Annotated in this window: 16 protein-coding genes; 9 read left to right on the top strand and 7 right to left on the bottom strand. The window is 74.0% G+C overall.

Annotated elements, in window-relative coordinates:
* Positions 1-25: 25 nt before the first annotated feature.
* Complete coding sequence (locus tag RIU97_RS39320; protein WP_404962255.1) at positions 26-1,051, bottom strand: phytase; 1,026 nt, start codon at positions 1,049-1,051, stop codon at positions 26-28.
* A 280-nt stretch (positions 1,052-1,331) separates the two neighbouring features.
* Here RIU97_RS39320 and RIU97_RS39315 point away from each other — a divergent pair, with 280 nt between their 5' ends.
* Both RIU97_RS39315 and RIU97_RS39310 read left to right on the top strand, forming a co-directional pair.
* Entirely contained in the window at positions 1,332-1,655 is a 324-nt protein-coding gene (locus RIU97_RS39315; protein ID WP_404962254.1) for a glyoxalase/bleomycin resistance/dioxygenase family protein, read from the top strand.
* Between the two features lie 112 nt (positions 1,656-1,767).
* On the top strand, positions 1,768-2,013 hold the full coding sequence (locus RIU97_RS39310) for a hypothetical protein (protein WP_404962253.1): 246 nt from the start codon (positions 1,768-1,770) through the stop codon (positions 2,011-2,013).
* Here the strand turns inward: RIU97_RS39310 and RIU97_RS39305 are convergent.
* On the bottom strand, positions 2,003-2,764 hold the full coding sequence (locus RIU97_RS39305; RefSeq protein ID WP_404962252.1) for an ABC transporter ATP-binding protein: 762 nt from the start codon (positions 2,762-2,764) through the stop codon (positions 2,003-2,005). The two genes, RIU97_RS39310 and RIU97_RS39305, sit on opposite strands and share 11 nt — an antisense overlap.
* Positions 2,761-2,913: a hypothetical protein gene (locus RIU97_RS39300; RefSeq protein WP_404962251.1), complete on the bottom strand. Its 153-nt coding sequence runs from the start codon at positions 2,911-2,913 to the stop codon at positions 2,761-2,763. The genes RIU97_RS39305 and RIU97_RS39300 overlap by 4 nt, the downstream gene beginning before the upstream one ends.
* A gap of 111 nt (positions 2,914-3,024) precedes the next feature.
* On the opposite strand from RIU97_RS39300, the gene RIU97_RS39295 reads away from it, so the two are divergent.
* The 3 genes from RIU97_RS39295 to RIU97_RS39285 are packed head-to-tail and all read left to right on the top strand — an operon-like array spanning position 3,025 to position 10,183.
* Complete coding sequence (locus RIU97_RS39295; protein ID WP_404962250.1) at positions 3,025-6,345, top strand: FtsX-like permease family protein; 3,321 nt, start codon at positions 3,025-3,027, stop codon at positions 6,343-6,345.
* On the top strand, positions 6,342-9,227 hold the full coding sequence (locus tag RIU97_RS39290) for a hypothetical protein (RefSeq protein WP_404962249.1): 2,886 nt from the start codon (positions 6,342-6,344) through the stop codon (positions 9,225-9,227). The genes RIU97_RS39295 and RIU97_RS39290 overlap by 4 nt, the downstream gene beginning before the upstream one ends.
* Positions 9,224-10,183: an ABC transporter ATP-binding protein gene (locus tag RIU97_RS39285; RefSeq protein WP_404962248.1), complete on the top strand. Its 960-nt coding sequence runs from the start codon at positions 9,224-9,226 to the stop codon at positions 10,181-10,183. The genes RIU97_RS39290 and RIU97_RS39285 overlap by 4 nt, the downstream gene beginning before the upstream one ends.
* 86 nt (positions 10,184-10,269) lie before the next feature.
* Here RIU97_RS39285 and RIU97_RS39280 read toward each other — a convergent pair whose 3' ends face one another.
* The 3 genes from RIU97_RS39280 to RIU97_RS39270 form a co-directional block, all read right to left on the bottom strand.
* A complete protein-coding gene (locus RIU97_RS39280) occupies positions 10,270-10,824 on the bottom strand; it encodes a YbaK/EbsC family protein (protein ID WP_404962247.1) in 555 nt (184 codons plus the stop codon).
* A gap of 66 nt (positions 10,825-10,890) precedes the next feature.
* A complete protein-coding gene (locus tag RIU97_RS39275) occupies positions 10,891-12,081 on the bottom strand; it encodes an anhydro-N-acetylmuramic acid kinase (RefSeq protein WP_404962246.1) in 1,191 nt (396 codons plus the stop codon).
* A complete protein-coding gene (locus RIU97_RS39270; RefSeq protein WP_404962245.1) occupies positions 12,078-13,409 on the bottom strand; it encodes an MFS transporter in 1,332 nt (443 codons plus the stop codon). Before RIU97_RS39270 ends, RIU97_RS39275 begins: the two co-directional genes overlap by 4 nt.
* Positions 13,410-13,767: 358 nt before the next feature.
* Here RIU97_RS39270 and RIU97_RS39265 point away from each other — a divergent pair, with 358 nt between their 5' ends.
* The gene (locus RIU97_RS39265; protein WP_404962244.1) at positions 13,768-14,265 is read left to right on the top strand and encodes a C40 family peptidase; all 498 of its coding nucleotides are present in this window, start codon (positions 13,768-13,770) and stop codon (positions 14,263-14,265) included.
* Between the two features lie 26 nt (positions 14,266-14,291).
* Here the strand turns inward: RIU97_RS39265 and RIU97_RS39260 are convergent, their stop codons facing one another.
* Positions 14,292-14,528 carry a hypothetical protein gene (locus RIU97_RS39260; protein ID WP_404962243.1) on the bottom strand — a complete coding sequence of 79 codons (237 nt, stop codon included), beginning with the start codon at positions 14,526-14,528 and terminating at the stop codon, positions 14,292-14,294.
* Positions 14,529-14,726: 198 nt separating this feature from the next.
* On the opposite strand from RIU97_RS39260, the gene RIU97_RS39255 reads away from it, so the two are divergent.
* The 3 genes from RIU97_RS39255 (at position 14,727) to RIU97_RS39245 (ending at position 16,746) form a co-directional block, all read left to right on the top strand.
* On the top strand, positions 14,727-15,002 hold the full coding sequence (locus RIU97_RS39255; protein ID WP_404962242.1) for a DUF6355 family natural product biosynthesis protein: 276 nt from the start codon (positions 14,727-14,729) through the stop codon (positions 15,000-15,002).
* 118 nt (positions 15,003-15,120) lie between these two features.
* Positions 15,121-15,996 (top strand): DUF1963 domain-containing protein, encoded by an 876-nt coding sequence (locus tag RIU97_RS39250; protein WP_404962241.1) that lies wholly within the window; start codon positions 15,121-15,123, stop codon positions 15,994-15,996.
* A gap of 513 nt (positions 15,997-16,509) precedes the next feature.
* Complete coding sequence (locus RIU97_RS39245) at positions 16,510-16,746, top strand: hypothetical protein (protein WP_404962240.1); 237 nt, start codon at positions 16,510-16,512, stop codon at positions 16,744-16,746.
* Positions 16,747-16,953 lie beyond the last annotated feature (207 nt).

Genomic DNA, 16,953 nt, shown 5'->3' with positions numbered 1-16,953 from the left:
GCGGGACCGCCGGCGCCCGGGGCGATCAGCCGAACTGGGCGGTGATGCGCTGGAGCGGGACGAACTTGAAGTTCTGGTTGCCACTGGTGCCGGGGGCGCCGTTGGAGCCGTCCTGGCAGATGAAGACGCCCTGGGGGAAGGCGGGGCCGAGGTTGGCCGCGGTGGCGTCGATGCCGTCGGTGTCCTCGCAGTCGTCAGCCGCCGTGCCGTTGGAGACGGAGAAGCGGCCGAGGTGGGCGCGGGTGGTGCGGTCGTACACGGTGAAGTCGTTGCTGCCCTGGGAGGAGACGTAGATCCGGTTCCCGGCGGCGGTGATGCCCTCGGTGTCGGCGGTGATGTGGCCGCCGGAGCCGGTGGAGTCGAGCTTGGTGCGGCTGGCGCCGGCGGTGGGCTCGGCCCCGTACACCCAGACGCCGACGTCCTCTTCGCCGAGGTAGAGCTTGCCGGTGGTCTCGTCGGCGTAGCAGCCCTCGACCGCGGAACCCGCGTCCCACAGGCGGACGGAGGTCGCCGTCACCGCGTCGCCGTTGACGGCGAGCTCCCACTGCTCGACGCGGCCGGAGGTGGAGTTGGGGAAGGCGTAGAGCTTGCCCGAGGCCGGCGAGGTGTAGAGGCAGATGCCGTGCGCGGTGACCTCGGTGGGCACGTCCTTCAGCCGCTTGAGCTGCCGGGTCGCGGGGTCGATGCGGTAGATGTGCATGGCGCCGTTGCCGCCGGCGGCCTCGTCGTCCGCCGAGACCACGATGTCGCCGCGCAGGTCGACGTTGTTGCCGTAGTCGCCGGTGATCCGCTGGATGCGGGCGCCGGTCATGTCGTAGACCTCCAGCGCGCCCTTCTTGTCCGTGGCGACGACCACCGACTTGGCGGGGTCGGTCGGGTGGACCCAGATGGCGGGGTCGTCGGCGGCGTCGCCGCTGTGCGAGACCGGAACGGTCTCCACGGTGGCAGTAACGGATACGGCCGCCGCGTGAGCCGGGGCGGCCGGCAGGGCCAGTGTGGCCAGAACGGCGGCGGGCAGCGCGGCCGCACGGACGGAAAGGGCGAAGGACACCGGGATCCCCTCGGTCGGGTGAAGGACAGGAGGAGGGTAGAGAGGCGCGGCGAGCACAGCGTGAACGGCAGTTGAACCGGCCGCGGCCTCGGCGCCGGGCCGTCGGGCGCCGCAGGGGCGAGGCCTCCGGCGCAGGCGGATCGGACCGGTAACTATGCTGGTGAGGCCAGGACATCGGCCAGACGCAGCGCCGTCCGAACCGCAACGCACCCCCTCCGTACGGCTCTTGCCGCACGCCGCCCGAACCCGACGCCCCTCGGCCAGGAGCCCCAGGAGTTTCATGAGCGACCCGATCGGCATCCGCGCGACCCTGCTGGTCCTGTACTCGCCCCGGCTCGAAGAGTGCCGGCGCTTCTACGAAGACCTGGGGCTCCACTTCGCGAGCGAGCAGCACGGTCAGGGCCCCCGCCACTACGCGGCCACGCTGGCGGACGGTGCGGTCTTCGAGATCTACCCCGCCCGCCCCGGCCGCGAGACCGGTGCCCTTCGCCTGGGCCTCACCCTCACCGGCGCCGCCGCGACCCCACCGCTCGCGCCCGGCCGCCATCTCCTCACGGACACCGACGGCCGGACCGTCGACGTCCACTCGACCGGGGGGGCGTGACTCGTGATCTTGTTCGGCGTTGGTCCCTCGGGGCCCGACCGGCCCTGAGGGACATCTGCCGACAGGTCCGCGCCACGCTGCGGGCCGGGAAGAACGCGTGAGGTCGCCCGCCATGCACTCCATCACGAAGAAGATCGCCGCGGGAATCGGAACAGCGGCTGCCGCTCTCGGCTGCGTCATCGCCACGGGACCGTCCGCGGTGGCCGACGGCAAGTGGGTCGAGGACGTCGCCAAGTTCAGGACCCACCGGGACCACGCCTACCCGCAACGGCGTTTCCCCGCGGGCACCCGGCTCTGCACGGAGGGCTTCCGCGGGGGCGCCGGCGTGGGCCTGCCCTGCGTCACCCTCACCGGCTGACCTCCTCCTCCGCGCCGGACCCGACGATGCGCCCGTCGCGCAGCTCCACGACCCGGTCGGCGAGTTCGATCAGGTTGGGGTCGTGGGTGGCGACGAGGATGGTGACCGACTCGCTGCGCACGACCGCACGCAGCAGCTCCATGATCGACCGGCCCGTCTCGGAGTCGAGCTGACCCGTGGGTTCGTCCGCGATGATCAGGTCGGGGTCGTTGGCCAGCGCGCGGGCCACCGCGACGCGCTGCTGCTGGCCGCCGGAGAGCTCGCCGGGGCGCTGCTCGGCGTGGTCCGCGAGGCCGACCAGGGCGAGCAGGGTCCGGGCGCGTTCCTCGCGCTCCTTGGCGGGTACGCGGCGCAGTCGCATCGGTACGCCGACGTTCTCGGCGGCGGTGAGGACGGGGATCAGGCCGAAGGACTGGAAGACGAAGCCGATGCGGTCGCGGCGCAGGGCGAGCAGGTCCGCCTCGTCGAGGGCGGCCAGGTCGGTGCCGTCGAGGGTGATCCGGCCGCCGGTCGGGGTGTCGAGGCCGCCGACGAGGTTCAGCAGGGTGGTCTTGCCGGAGCCCGACCGGCCCCTGAGGGCGGTGAGTTCGCCGCGGCGGACCTCGAAGGACACGCCGCGCAGGGCGTGGACGGCCTGCGGCCCGCTGCCGAAGCTGTGGCGCAGGCCGTCCACCACCACGATCGGCGTGCCGGCACCGTTCCGCGCCGTCGCGACCGCCGCCGCCACCGGTTCCTGATGGTTGTCGCTCATCGCATGTACTCCCCCGTCGAGTTGTCCGCGTCGTTCACGTCGTTCGCGTCGTTCACGTCGTTCGCGTCGTCCGCATCGTCCGCGCCGTTCGCGTGGAGCGCCCCGCCCCGCGGTCCGCACCCGCTGCCGTTGCAGCTTTCTGATCGCATTTGCGCATCCGTCGCACCTTTCACGCAAGCCCCTTCCCTCTCTGGCTCGAATCTGACAGCATCGTCCGCTATCCGGTACCGAAGGTCCGGACGGGGGAGGGAACTCAACACGTGCTCGGCTTCGTCGTGCGCCGGCTGCGCGGGCGATGGCCGCTCGCCGTCGCCGTACTGCTCACCGTACTGATCACCGCAACCGCTCTGACCGCGCTGACGGCATTCACCCGTGGTGTGGAGGAAGAGGGACTGCGGCAAGCCCTGACCGGCTCGGAACAGGCCCGGACCACCGTCGTGGTCACCAGCGGCCATCCGGCCTCCTCCCGCGCCAAGGACGACGAGTCCGTCCGGGCCTACGCGGACGAGGTGTTCGGGCGGCTTCCGGTCACCGCCGAGAGCGTGGCCCGCAGCCGCTCGTACGGGCTTCCCGGTACTGCCTCTTCGGGCCGAGACGCCGACCTGACCCTGCTCGCCGCCCTGGCCCGGGAGCACGTAAAACTGCTCGCCGGCGAGTGGCCCGGGCCCGTCGCCGCCGGGGCCGGCACCCCGGCGGCGCCGATGCAGGTGGCCGTGCCGCGCGCGGCACTGGCCCGGCTCGGTCTGGCCGAGTCCGCACTGCCCGCACCGGTCCGGCTGGACGACCGGTTCGACGGGGCCGCGCTGACCGTGCTGGTCACCGGCGTATACCGGGCCACCGACCCGGACGCCGGGTACTGGCGGCTCGACCCGCTCGGCGGCCGGGAGATCCAGTCCAACACGCTCGCCACCTACGGCCCGCTCCTGGTGGACGACAGCGCGTTCACGACCGGCGGCCTCCTGCAGAACTACCGCCTCACACTGCTGACTCCGGACCTGAGCACGATCCGCACCTCCGAGGCCGAGGCCGTCCGGACCGCGGCGAACCCCGCGGGGACCGCCCTGGAGCGCGCCACCTCGCTCCGGGCCGCCACCGAACTGCCGAAGCTCCTGGCCGAGCTGGACTCCGGCCTGCTCGTCGCCCGGTCCACCCTGCTGGTCGGCGCGCTCCAGCTCGCCGTCCTGTCGACGGCCGCGCTGCTCCTCGTCTCCCACATCCTGACGGTCCGCCAAGAGCCGGAGCGCGTCCTGCTCACCGCGCGCGGCGCCTCCCGCCGGCGCCTCGGCGCGCTCGGCGCAGCCGAGTCGCTGCTGCTCGCCCTGCCCGCGGCCGTCCTGGCACCGCTGCTCACCCCGCCCCTGCTGCGCCTGTTCGGCCGGTTCGGACCGCTCGGGCGGGTCCACCTGGAGATCCCGGACACCTGGCTGGTCTGGCCGGTCGCGGCCGGCTGCGCCCTGGCCTGTGTCCTGCTGACCACCCTGCCGTCCGTCCTGCGCGGCGCCTCGGCCGCCGTGCTGCGCCGCGCCGGCAGCAGGCAGGCCCTGGTGACGGGCGCCGCCCGCTCCGGGCTGGACCTGGCCGTGCTGGTCCTCGCCGTCCTCGGCTACCAGCAGCTGTCGCAGTACGGGGGCACGGCCGCCCTCGTCCCCGACTCCCCCGCCGGCGGGCTCGGCATCGACCCGGTCCTGGTCGCCGCCCCGACCCTGGCCCTGTGCGGGGGCACGCTGCTGGTCCTGCGGCTGCTGCCGTTCGCGGCGCGGGCCGGCGGACGGCTGGCGGCGCGCGGCCGGAGTCTGGGCCCGGCCCTGTTCGGCTGGCAGCTCGCCCGACGGCCCGGCCGGGCCACCGGGCCCGTGCTGCTGCTCGTCCTCGCCGTCTCCAGCGGGATCCTGGCCCTCGGCCAGCACACCGCCTGGTCCGAGTCCCAGCGCGACCAGGCCGACTTCGCGACCGCGGGCGGCCTGCGGATATCCGGGAGCAGCATGGCCCCGATGGGGCAGGGCGGACGCTACGGGGCACTGCCGGGCGCGGACCGCCTGATTCCGGTGGTCCGCCGGGCTCATCCGCTGCCCGGCGGGGGCACGGCCGACGTCATCGCGGTGGACGCCGCCAAGGTGGGCGAAGGCGTACCGCTGCGCGCGGACCTGCGCGGCGGCCACGGGATGCGGGAGCTGTTCGGCCCGCTCGCCGCGGACGGCCCCGACGCCCCGACCGGGTCCGCGGCCGCCGGCTCCGCGGCAGCCGCCCCCGGGCAGGCTCCCGGTGTGTCCCTGCCCGGCACCCCCAGGCGGATCGAGCTCGGCGTGACGGTACGGTCCGCCGGTACGAGTTGGGCGGCCGTGAGCCTGCTCCTGCTCGACCGGTTCGGAGCGACCCACAGCACGCCCTCGGTCACGCTGCCCACCAGCGGCGACGCCACTCTCACCTTCCCCCTGGACACCCTGACCGGTGCCCCGATCGGTTCGGCGGCGGTTCCGCTGACCCTGGCGGGGATACGCCTCTCGTACGCCGGGGACGAAGGCCCCGCGGGCGACGGCAGCGAACTGACCCTGCACCGGATCGGCGTCTCCGACACCGCGGACGGCGGTGCGACGGCGGTCGCCGCACCCGGACCCGCGGCCGCGGACGGCTGGCGGTCCGCACCCCCGCAGGGACCCCGCACCGTGCGGGCCCCCGCGCTCTCCCCGGTTCCGGCCGGTTCCACGGATCACCTGCAGGTGCGGTACTGGGGCGGGGCCGGCACCGAGAAGGGTGTCGGCGTCATGCTGTTCCCGGCGCCCACCGCCCCTGCCGCCGCCGCGGTCCCGGCGGTCGCCACCACCGGCTACCTGCGGTCCATAGGCGCCTCCGTGGGCTCGACCGTCCCCGTCACGCTCGACGGCGCGGCGGTCCCGATGCGGGTCACCGCCGCCGTGGACGCCCTCCCGGTGGTCGGCCGGTCGGGGATCGCCGTCGACCTGCGCACGCTCGGCCGGTTCCAGGTGGAGTCCGCCGGGCAGCAGCCGGCCCCGCCCACCGAGTGGTGGCTGCCCGCCGCCTCGACCGCAGATCCGGTCCCGGCCCGCGCGGCGGACAAGCTGCGCGAAGGGTCCAGGACCGAACGCGTCCAGCTGCGCGAGGAAATCACCGCGCACCTGCTGGAGGACCCGCTGAGCGCCGGCCCGCAGAGCGCGCTGGCAGCCCTCGCCGTCGCGTGCGCGGTCCTGGCGGCCATCGGCTTCGCCACGTCCACCGCCGCCGAACGGCGCGTGCGCGGCCGGGAGTTCTCGGTCCTGCTCGCGCTCGGCACCCCGCGCCGGTCGCTGGCCCTGGCGTCCGCCGCCGAGGGCGGAGCACTGATCGTCATCGGGGCCGCGGTCGGGACCGGGCTGGGTGTCGCCCTCGTCCATCTGATGGCGCCCCTGGTCGTGCTGACACCCGCCGCCGGGCGGCCGTTCCCGCCCGTACGGGTGGACCTGCCGTTCTGGCAGACCCTGCTGACGGCCGCCGCCATCGCCGCCGTTCCCCTGCTGTCGGCCGTGCTCAGCGGCCCCCGGGGCCGCGACATCGCCGCCCGGCTGCGTCCCGTGGAGGAGATGTGACCACCCCGCCGTCCGCCGCGCCGCCGTCGGAAGCCACCCCGCCGTCCGCCGCTGCCCTGCGGTCCGGGCCGCGGCCCGCGCCCTGGGTCAGGACCCGGTTGCGGGCGGCCCCCCTGGGCACCCTGCTCGCCGCCGCGCTCGCGTTCGTCGCCGTCCTGCTGGCCGCCGCGCTGCCCCGGGCCCAGGACCGGGGCGCCGACCAGGCCCTGAGGTCCTTCCTGGAACGCAGCGGGCAGACCAACACCAGCCTGCACGTGACCGCGCCGGCTCCGATGTCCGGGCAGAGCGCCGAAGCTCTGGACGGGACGCTCAAGAGCCTCCTGTCCCATACCGGAGCTACCTTCCGCATCGACCCGGACGCGGTGGTCCACGGCACGCGGACCACCAAGCGGCAGCCGCTGCTGAATCCGGAACTGTCCCGCCCGCACCGCCTCCCGCCCAAGATGTCCCTGCTGTACATCAAGCAGGCGCAGGAGCACGTGAAGCTGGTGGAGGGGCGCTGGCCGAGCGACGCCCCCCGGCCCGCCGGAGCCGCCGCGTACGAGCCGCCGCTCCAGGTCGCCCTGTCACGGAAGGCCGCCGACACCATCGGCGCCCGCGTCGGGTCCGTCCTCGAGAGCGCGCCCCTGATCGACGGCACGCCGTCCGTGGAGGTCGTGGGCCTCTACTCGGTCACGGACGAGACCGAGGCCCTCTGGGTGAACCTGGACTGCCTCCCGCGCGCCTGCAAGAAGTTCGTCGGGGAGAGCTACTTGTGGGAGGCCGACGCCCTGATCGGGGCCGGCGATCTCAACCGGATGGACCTCTGGGGCCACGACGCCGAGGACTTCTGGCGCCTCCCGGTGGAAGTCGGCCGGCTGCGGGCCGACCGGCTGGACGCCACGAAGGAGGAGATCGCCTCATACACGGCCGGTCCCACCGCCGCGGCCATCGCCGTCGAGACCCGCCGCGAGCGGATACGGACCACCTCGTGGCTGCCCGAACTGTTCAAGCAGGCCCACGACCGCCGGCAGGCCGCGGCGCCGCTCGCCCTGATCGGACCCGCCGGTGTCGGCGGGGTCGCCTTCGTCGTCCTGTGCCTGGCCGGCGCGCTCGCCGCGGACCGCCGCGACGCCGAACTGCGGCTGCTGCTGGCCCGGGGCGGCTCGCGCGCGGGCATCGTCGGCCGGCTCCTCGGAGAGGGCGCCGTCACGGTGCTGCCGGCCGCCGCGGCCGCCACCGCGCTCGCCGTACTCCTGCTGCCCACACCCCGGCTCGCCCCCGCGCTGCTCTCGGCCGCGGTCGTCGCCCTGCTCGCGCTGCTGGCCTTCCCCGTACGGGCGGCCGTACTGCTGACCCCGCCGCGACCGGCCGGGCGGTGGCGACGGCCCGTGGCCGAGCTGCTCGTCGTCATCGCCACGGCCGCCGCCGTACTGGAGGTCCGCCGCCGCGGGGTCGCCCCGGCCGGCAGCGACCCCGATCCGCTGCTGATCGCGGCTCCGCTGCTGCTCGCGCTGTGCGGCGGGCTGCTGCTGGCCCGGCTCCAGCCGGTGGTGACCGGGTGGCTCGCCCGGGTGGCCGGCCGCGGCTCCGGGCTGGTCGGCTTCCTCGGGCTGGCGCGGGCCGCCCGTGGCCCGGGGGCGGGCGGGACCAACGCCCGTGGCCGGACCGGCCCCTCCGTCCTGCCGATGGTGGCACTGCTCCTCGCCATCACCACCGGGGGGTTCGGGGCCGTCGTCCTGGACTCGGTGGACGCGAACCGGCTCGGGGTCGCCCGGCTGGCGGTCGGCGGAGACGCGGCGATCTCCGCGTTCGGGAAGGCACCGCTCCCGGACGGACTCGCGAAGGCCGCCGGCGAACTGCCGGGCGTACGCACCTCCGTGCCGCTGTGGACCGACCACGACTCCTCGATCCTCGGTATGACCCTGCGCTCCACCCAGACCTCCGTGATCGTCGCCGAACCGGCCGCGTACGCGGAGCTGTCGCGCGTCCTCGGCTGCGGCTCCTTCGACCCCGCCCTGCTGGCCGCGGGCGGCGCGCAGTCCGCCGATGCGCCCGTGCCCGCGCTGTTCAGCGCCGGGCTGGCACGGCTGGCGGGCCCGGGCACGTTCACGGTGCGGCCCGGCAACGGCGGAGAGCTGAAGGCACAGGTCGTCGGCGTGATCGACTGCACCCCGGCCCGCCCCGCCCGGGACGCCGCGACCGTCGTCCTGCCGGCGGGCCCGGCGACGGCCCTCATCGGCTCCGACCGCCCCAACCAGTGGCTGGGCCTGGGTCCCGTCGACGGCGACCGGCTGCGCGCGCTGGTCCGGTCCGCTCTCCCGCCGGCGTCTTCGGCGGACCAGGACCGGGCTCCGGCGCCGGCACCCGCCGCGGGCCAGGATCCGGCCTCCGGGATACACCCCGTCGACGAGGTGTATCCCGTGCGCACCAGCGCGGAGGCCGTCGCCGAGCTGGGCGCCGATCCGCTGCAGCGGTCGGCCCAGCGCCTCTTCTGGGCCTCCGTGGCCGGAGCGGCCGGCTTCGCGCTGCTGGCCGTACTGCTCACCCTGATGCGGACCGTCCCCGAGCGGGCGGCGCTGCTGGCCCGGCTGCGCACCATGGGGCTGCGCCGCCGCCAGGGCGTGGCGCTGATCCTCGCCGAGACCCTTCCGCAGACCCTGGCCGCGACGCTGGGCGGGGCCCTGGTGGCGGCCGCCGCGGTGGCGTTGCTGGGCCCGGCGATGGACCTGTCCACGCTGGTCGGAGCGAGCGTGCCGACCGGTGTACGGCTCACGGCGGGTCCCGTACTGACCCAGGCCCTGGGCCTGGCCGCCCTGGTCGCCGCGGCCGTGCTCGTCGAGGCGGCGACATCCGGGCGACGGCAGATCACCACCGAGTTGAGAGCGGGAGACCAGCGTTGAACACCGACCAGCCGACGTACGAGGAGCTGCGCCGCCGGGCGACGGCCGCCGCGGAGCCGCGCACCCCGGCGACGGACGCCGCGATCGCCTGCGACCGTCTGGTCCGGATCTTCAGCGCGGACGGCATCGAGGTACAGGCCCTCCAGGGGCTGGAGCTGACCGTCGCCCAGGGCGACCTGGTGGCTCTCGTGGGCGCCTCGGGCAGCGGCAAGTCCACCCTCCTGAACATCCTGGCGGGCCTGGACGTCCCGACGGCGGGCAGCGCGGCGGTCGCCGGCTACGACCTGCTGGAACTGTCGGCGCGGGACCGGTTGCGCTACCGGCGCGAAGCGGTCGGCTTCGTCTTCCAGCAGACGGCCCGCAACCTGCTGCCCTTCCTGACGGCCGCGCAGAACGTCTCCCTGCCGATGCAGTTGAGGGGTGGCGGCGCCCGGCGGGGCGCGGGCGCACGCCGGGCCGCCCGGGTCGCGGAGATCCTGGACGCCCTCGGGATCGGCGAGTTGGCGCACCGGCGCCCGGCGGAACTGTCCGGCGGGCAGCAGCAGCGCGTCGCGATAGCCGTGGCGATGGCCAACGACCCCAGGGTGCTGCTGGCCGACGAACCCACGGGCGAGCTGGACTCGGAGACGGCCGCGGCGGTCTTCGAGACCTTCCGTACGGTGAACAAGGAGCTCGGCGTGACGGTGGTCATCGTGACGCACGACCCCATGGTGGCGGGCGAGGTCCGCCGCACCGTGGCGATCCGCGACGGCCGCACCAGCAGCGAGGTCCTGCGCCGCCTGGTCACCGACGAGCACGGCGAGGAATCGATCAGCGAACGCGAGTACGTCGTCCTGGACCGGTCCGGACGCGTCCAGCTCCCCCCGAAGTTCCTGGAGGCCCTGGGCATGGAGCACCGCCTGGCGGTCGACCTGGCCCCGGACCACATCGAGCTGCGCCCGGACCGGAGCCACTGAACCGCGTACGGCCCGGCACCCCAGGGCGCCGGGCCGTACGACCGTTCAACGTGCCGCTCCGTGCGGTGCCGCAGGAGCGAGGAACGTCAGAGTGCGAGGCCCTCGATGAGCTCGGCGCCGGGGAGTTCCGCGAACAGTTTCCCGGGCGCGATGAGCTTGCCGCGACGGCGTCCGCTGCCGACGAGCACGTACGGCATGTCGGCGACCACCGGGTCCACCAGGAGCGGCCAGTCGTCCGGCAGGCCCAGCGGGGTGATGCCGCCGTACTCCATGCCCGTCAGCTCCACGGCCGTCTCCATCGGCGCGAAGGACACCTTGCGCGCGCCCAGGTGACGCCGGACGGCGCCGTTCACGTCGACCCGGCCTGCGGAGCGTACGAGACAGACCGCGAGGGTGGTCGCGCCGCCCCGCTTGGCGGCGACCACCACGCAGTTCGCCGACTGACCGAGCAGCTCCTGCCCGTAGTGCGCGACGAAGGCGCCGGTGTCGGCGATGGCCGGGTCGGTGTCCACGTACAGGATCTGCTCGGCCGGGACGTCCCCGGTCCAGCCTCCGACCGCTTCGGCGACGGGCGGGACGAGGTCCGCGAGGCAGTGGGGAGCGGGCACCGCGTTGTGGAAGGGCCCGATGGGAGCGCGCATGCCCGCACGTTAACACCATGCCTGGACGTGATCACCGTCGGCGGCTGATGGACGGGCCCCGCGGCATCAGCGCTGCACAGGGGCCCGTACGGACAGGGAGCGCGGTGCAGGGGCCGGCTCCGCGGGCAGCCGGAGCGGGCGGCTGCCGGGGGTGATCGAACCGAGGACGCGGGGGCCGGCGGCTCCGGTGCACCCGGGAGCGTTGCCGGGGAGGCCGTGCAGGGTGAGGTATCCGAGCACCGCGAACGCGTACGCCTCTTTCGCCGCGGCCGGCAGCCCGAGCTCCTCCGACGTGCGCAGCGCCGCCGTGCCGCCCAGCTCGGCGCGGAGCATGCCCGTCAGCGTCGGGTTGCGTACACCGCCGCCCGACGCGAAGACCTCGGTGGCTCCCAGCGGCCGCAGCGCGTCGGCGACGGTCCGGGCGGTGAGGCGCGTGAGCGTGGCGACCAGGTCCTGCGGCCGGAGCGGGCCGAACCCCGTCATTCGGGAGCGCAGATAGCCCTCGTGGAACAGTTCCTTGCCCGTGGTCCGCGGCGCGGGCAGCCGGTAGTACGGCTCCGCGAGCAGCCGTTCCAGCAGTGCCGGGTGCACCTGTCCGGCCGCCGCGAGCGCGCCGTCCGCGTCGTACGCGAGCCGCCCGCCGCTCAGTTCGCGCACCGCGGCGTCGATCAGCGCGTTGCCCGGACCGGTGTCGAACGCGACCGGGTCGCCGCCGCGCGGCACCACGGTGACGTTGGAGATGCCTCCGATGTTCAGGGCGGCGGGCACACCTGGCCGGCCGCGCAGGAGCATCAGGTCGATCAGGCTCACCAGGGGCGCGCCCTGCCCGCCGGCGGCGACGTCCCGCGGCCGGAAGCCGGAGACGACGGGGCGGCCGGTGGCCTCGGCGATCCAGGCCGGCTCGCCGAGCTGGAGGGTGCCGTGGACCCGGCCGTCCGCCGCCCAGTGGTAGACGGTCTGGCCGTGGGAGGCGATCAACACGGCTTGCCCGTCGCACAGTTCACGGTCGGCCCGGACGGCGAGCCGTCCGAAGGCCTGCCCGATGTGCGTGTCGAGGCGGCACACGTCGGCGAGCGTGGTGGTCGAGGGAGGCAAGGCCGCCGCGAGCGCGTTCCGCAGGCCGTCCGGGTACGGCTCGCTCACCATACCGAGCGGAGTGAGGTGCAACGCGCCGTCCCCGGAACCGACTTCGAGGTCGCAGGCCGCGGCGTCGATGGCGTCGTACGAGGTCCCCGACATCAGTCCGACCACTCTCATCGCAGGGGCTCCCGGTGGTCGTTCCCGCGCAGGGTCAGCAGCGCGAGTGAGCTGATGGCGCAGGCGCCGGCGGCGTAGTGGGCGGGGATGGCGGCGTCTCCGGTCCTGGCGGTCAATGCGGTGATGACGAGTCCGGCGCAGCCGGAGAACACCGCGTTGGCCAGGGAGTAGGCCAGCCCGAGCCCGGTGCAGCGCACGCGCCGCGGGAACATCTCGGCCAGCATGGCCGGCCCCGGTCCGGCCAGCAGGCCGACGAGCGCGCCCGCGGCCAGCACGGCGACCACCCGCGTCTGCGGGGACGTTCCAGGGGACTGGAGGAGGCGCAGGAGGGGGTGGGCGAGTACGGCGATCCCGAGCGCGCCGCCGAGCATGACCGGGCGCCGCCCGAACCGGTCGCTGAGGAGCCCTGCGGGCAGGATCGAGGCGGCGAACCCGAGGGTGACGAGCGTGGTGGCCAGCAGGGCGTCCCGGAAGGAGGCTCCCAGCGCGGACTGGAGGTGGGACGGCAGAACGACGAGGAACGCGTACCCGGCCGCCGACCAGCCCATGATCCGCCCGATGCCGAGTACGACGGTACGGGCCTGCACCCCGCCGCCGGGCGGCACTTCGCCGCCGCGGGTCCCTGACCCGGCCTTGGCCGGCGGCGGCCCCGGCGGCTCCTCCAGCGCCGTACGCAGCCACAGCGCGACCATCCCGAGCGGCAGGGCCAGCAGGAACGGGATCCGCCACCCCCACGCGTACAGGGCCTGGGCGGGCAGCACCACCGCCAGAGCAGCGGCCGTTGCCGCGCCGGCCAGCAGGCCGAGGGCGACGGTGAAGGACTGCCACGCGCCGTAGAGACCGCGCCGGCCCGGGGGCGCGTACTCCGTCATCAGGGACACGGCGCCGCCGAACTCGCCGCCCGCGGAAAGCCCTTGGAGTACGCGCAGGAGCGTCAGGAGCCAGGGGGCCGCCGCGCCGATGGCGTCCCGGGTGGGGAGGAGCCCGATCAGGGTGGTGGCGAGCGTCATGAGGCCGATGACGAGGACGAGGGTGGGACGGCGGCCGAGACGGTCGCCGAGGCGCCCGAAGAGCAGGGCGCCGACAGGGCGGAAGAAGAAGGCGAGTGCGAACGAGGCGTACGTGGCGATCAGCGCCTCGGCACCGCTCCCGCCCCCCGCCCCTGCGCCCGCGTGCGGGGTGAAGAAGTTGGCCGCGATGACGGTGGCGAAGCAGCCGTAGACGCCGAACTCGTACCACTCGACGAGGTTGCCGGCCGAACCGGCGAGCAGGGCCCGGCGGGCGGCGGCGCGGGGCGGCGGCGCCGGGATCAGGTCGGTCGGGGTCACCCGTCCTGGGTGCCCGCTCGGCGGCGTCGCAATGCCTCGCGGCGGCACGGTTCAGCACATCGGCGGCAGCAATGGAGTTCCGAAAGCCCCGGATATCAAACGGATTTGGCCGGGTTCATCACCGGCCTCCACACGTCCATTCCCGACGGTCAGACGCGAATGCGAGCAAGTCAGGCATAACTATTATCTCGAATCGAATGGAAATTCGGGACAAATCACGCCGTGTCCGATGCCGTTGGCCGCGCCGCGTCGGAGAAAACTGGTCCGCCGTCAGAACCAAGCCACGACACATGCCACCGAGAACGGAACCACCACTGATCTGAACTGCCGACTGCCAACCGATTGCGGAGGTGTCACGATGTCCTCTTCCAGGACCGACTTCCGAAAGGCCCCCAAGGGCTTTCTCCTCACGAGCTGTTGCCCCAGAGCGCGTTCCGTCTTCTTCATACTGCTCCTCACGGCCGGCGCACTGACCGGTCACGCGGACCCGGCCAACGCGGCCGCACCGTACGGCGTCAGAGCCCTCGAGGTGGCGGCCTCCAAACAGGGCTCGCCGTATGCCTACGGCGCCATCGGGCCCAGACGCTTCGACTGCTCAGGGCTGACCCTCTACGCCTTCAAGAAGGCCGGCAAACGTCTTCCACGCACTGCCGAGCAGCAGTACGCGCACACCCGCCACATCCCCAAGTCCGATCGCGCGACCGGCGACCTGGTCTTCTTCCCCCGCGGCGCGACCATGGCCCACGTCGGCATCTACGCGGGCCAGGACAGGATCTGGCATGCTCCACGCCCCGGTACCTTCGTACGTCTGGAGCGGATCTGGAGCACAGAGGTCCGTTATGGACGCGCCACCTGAACCGGCACCCGGCGGGGGCGGAACACCTAGTGCAGGCGCCAGGTGAACTTGCCGCCGCCCACCCAACGGACCGCGTCCGGATCGTCGAGGTCGTGGATGGTGATCCCCTCGGCCGCCGCTGCCAGGATCACATCGGTCATGGACTCCGCCATACGGACCATCTCCCCGTCGATCGCCACGATCCGGAAGGGCGGATCACCGGGCTGCACCGCCCCCACCGTGACCCGCGGCGAGGCGATGTACGGGCTCGAGCTCTCTGTCATGCGGAGATCGTTCCACGCCGACGCCCCCTTGGCTCCGATTCGCCGTCGCGCCTACCGCCGAGTGGACGCAGGCGGAATCCCACTGCCTCCCGATTCGACCCGGCCGGTGTGTCGACGCACCAGAGAATCGATTCGGCCAGGTGGGTGGTGCCTAGGGTGATCGCAATGTTGTCAGTACCCGGCTTACGAGGAGTTCCTGTGCATATTCGTCGCCTCGCCACCGCCCTGCTGTCCGCCGGCCTGATGCTCGCGGGCGGGCTGGTCACCGCCACGCCGGCCACCGCCGATCCGTGCGGGTACTTCGCCACCGGCTCCGATTCGTTCTACAACCACTGCACGAACGACGGTTCCCGGGTCATCATCGACGTCGAGGTGTTCGGGCCCAATTACGAGAAGTGCGTGGGCCCCGGAAAGACGTGGCTCGGATCGCGCAGCAAGGTGAGCAACGCCTCGTACGCCGGGCGCACCTGCTGACGGGCGGCGGGCGCTGCGCCGCGTTAACGGGTGCGCGGGTCCGGTGGAACCGCGCCCGGTGCCGGCGCAGCGCCGGGCCGCCGCGTTCGCTGTCAGTTCCGGCATGCATGATCGACCCATGACGCACGCTCCCGCCGAGGCCCTGCACGACCTCGCCCACCGCCTTCTCTCCCCCGACGACGCCGCGCGATGGATCGGCATGCTCGCCCCGGGCCTGCGCCTGGCGCACGCCGGTGACGGAGCGGCGGCGGGGCGTCTCGGCGGGCTGCCGGAGCTGCCCGCCGACACTCCGTGGCCGGTGTGGGAGGGCAACGGCCCCCTCTCGCACATCGCGTCCCTCGACTGCGCGGCCCTCGCGGCGGCCGGCGACGCCGGCCTCGCCCTGCCCGTCTCCGGCACCCTCCTCTTCTTCCTCTTCGACGGCCGCCTCGACGGCGACGACCCCCTCGTCCATCCCGAGGACCCCGAGAGCCGACCGGGCGCCCGGGTCGTGCACGTCCCCGCCGGCACCACCACCCGCCCGCGCCCCGCCCCGGCCGGGCTGCCTCCGTATCCCGAGGTTCCGCTCACCGCGCAGGCCGGGCTGACCGTACCGGCGTCCGACGCCCCGAGCGTGCGAGCGGCCTTCGGCGAGGCCGTCGACTCCCGCGACTGGAGGCGCCACCCGGTGAACGCCAAACCCTTCTTCGACGCCCTCAGAGCCCTCGACCCCGATCCCAGCGGCTCCGGGCACCGGCTCGGCGGCCATGCCGTGCCCGTGCAGGGGGCGGTGGAACGGGAGATCGCCCACGCCCTGCTCGGCTCCGGCGCCTCCTGGCAGGACCCCCGGCTGAACGACGAGGCCGCCACATGGGTGCTTCTCGCGCAGATCGACACCGACTGCGCGGCGGACATGATGTGGGGCGACGTAGGCACCCTGTACTGGCTGATCCGCCCCGCCGACCTGGCGGATGGCCGCTTCGAGGAGGCCCTTTTCACCTGGCAGTGCTGCTGACACGGCCTCGGCGGTGCGGGACGCGATGCGTGCCTCGTGCAGCAGGCCACCCAACTGCTGAGCGTGAGCCTCGATCCCGCCAAGACTCCGGAGGAGAGGCGGCGGTGCACCAGCAACTGGCGGCGCTGGAAACCTTCATGGACAGAGCCGCCGATGAGGCGCTGTGACAGTCCGCTTCGCCCCTCCCTCACTCCGGCCGTCGGGGCCCGCCAGCGTGAAGTGCACGCCCGTGGGGTACTTGTCCTTCACGGTGAGCACCCCACGGCCCGGCTCGTCTCGGCACTGCGCCGCCGGGTGATGCTCCCCGGGGCTTGGCGTCGTCGGTGACAACGGCGGCGCCGCTCACGATCGTTGCCCGAAGGCGGTTCATGGTGACCCTCGCAGATGTATCGTCATTCCTCGGCGCGCATACGCACAGCGACAGCAGGAACGCACGGTGCGACGGGAGGAGTTCACCCGTGCCTCCGCCAGCGGCTGTCGCTGCCCCCGCCGTCTCCCACCCGAGGAGTACTCGTGGCCGTCCTCACCACGATCGCCGTGATCCTCGGCGCCTGGTGCGCCGCAGGCGTCGCCACCGCCGCGCTGTACGCCGCCCTGCGCGCCCGCCACGTGCGGCGGCAGCGTGCACGGGCAGCCAAAACCGATGGCACCGTCGACCGGTGCGCCCCGACGGCCGGGCCCGGCCGGAGCTGTTCGCAGGCGCAGGCCGCCCCCGTCGTCGCGAGGAGGACCGCGCCTGACGCGGTCTGATCGCGCCGCGGATCCACGCCGTCCTTGCGTCCTTGCGTCCTTGCGTCCTCCCGTGCTTGCCGTCGCCGCTCCGGCCACGCCGGCCGGAGTCCTTCGCCCGAGGTGTGCGTCGGCGCCCCCAGACAGGTTGGTGTGGCCTCGATCGGGTCAAGGCCACGCCCCGCGTTCGTCACCGGAACGGATGGGGCTGATGGAATGCCTTCCTCG

It is taken from the genome of Streptomyces sp. 147326 (assembly GCF_045000215.1).
Lineage (GTDB): Bacteria > Actinomycetota > Actinomycetes > Streptomycetales > Streptomycetaceae > Streptomyces.
Note: the sequence above shows the minus strand (reverse complement) of the source record. Positions and strands in the feature narration are given on the sequence as shown.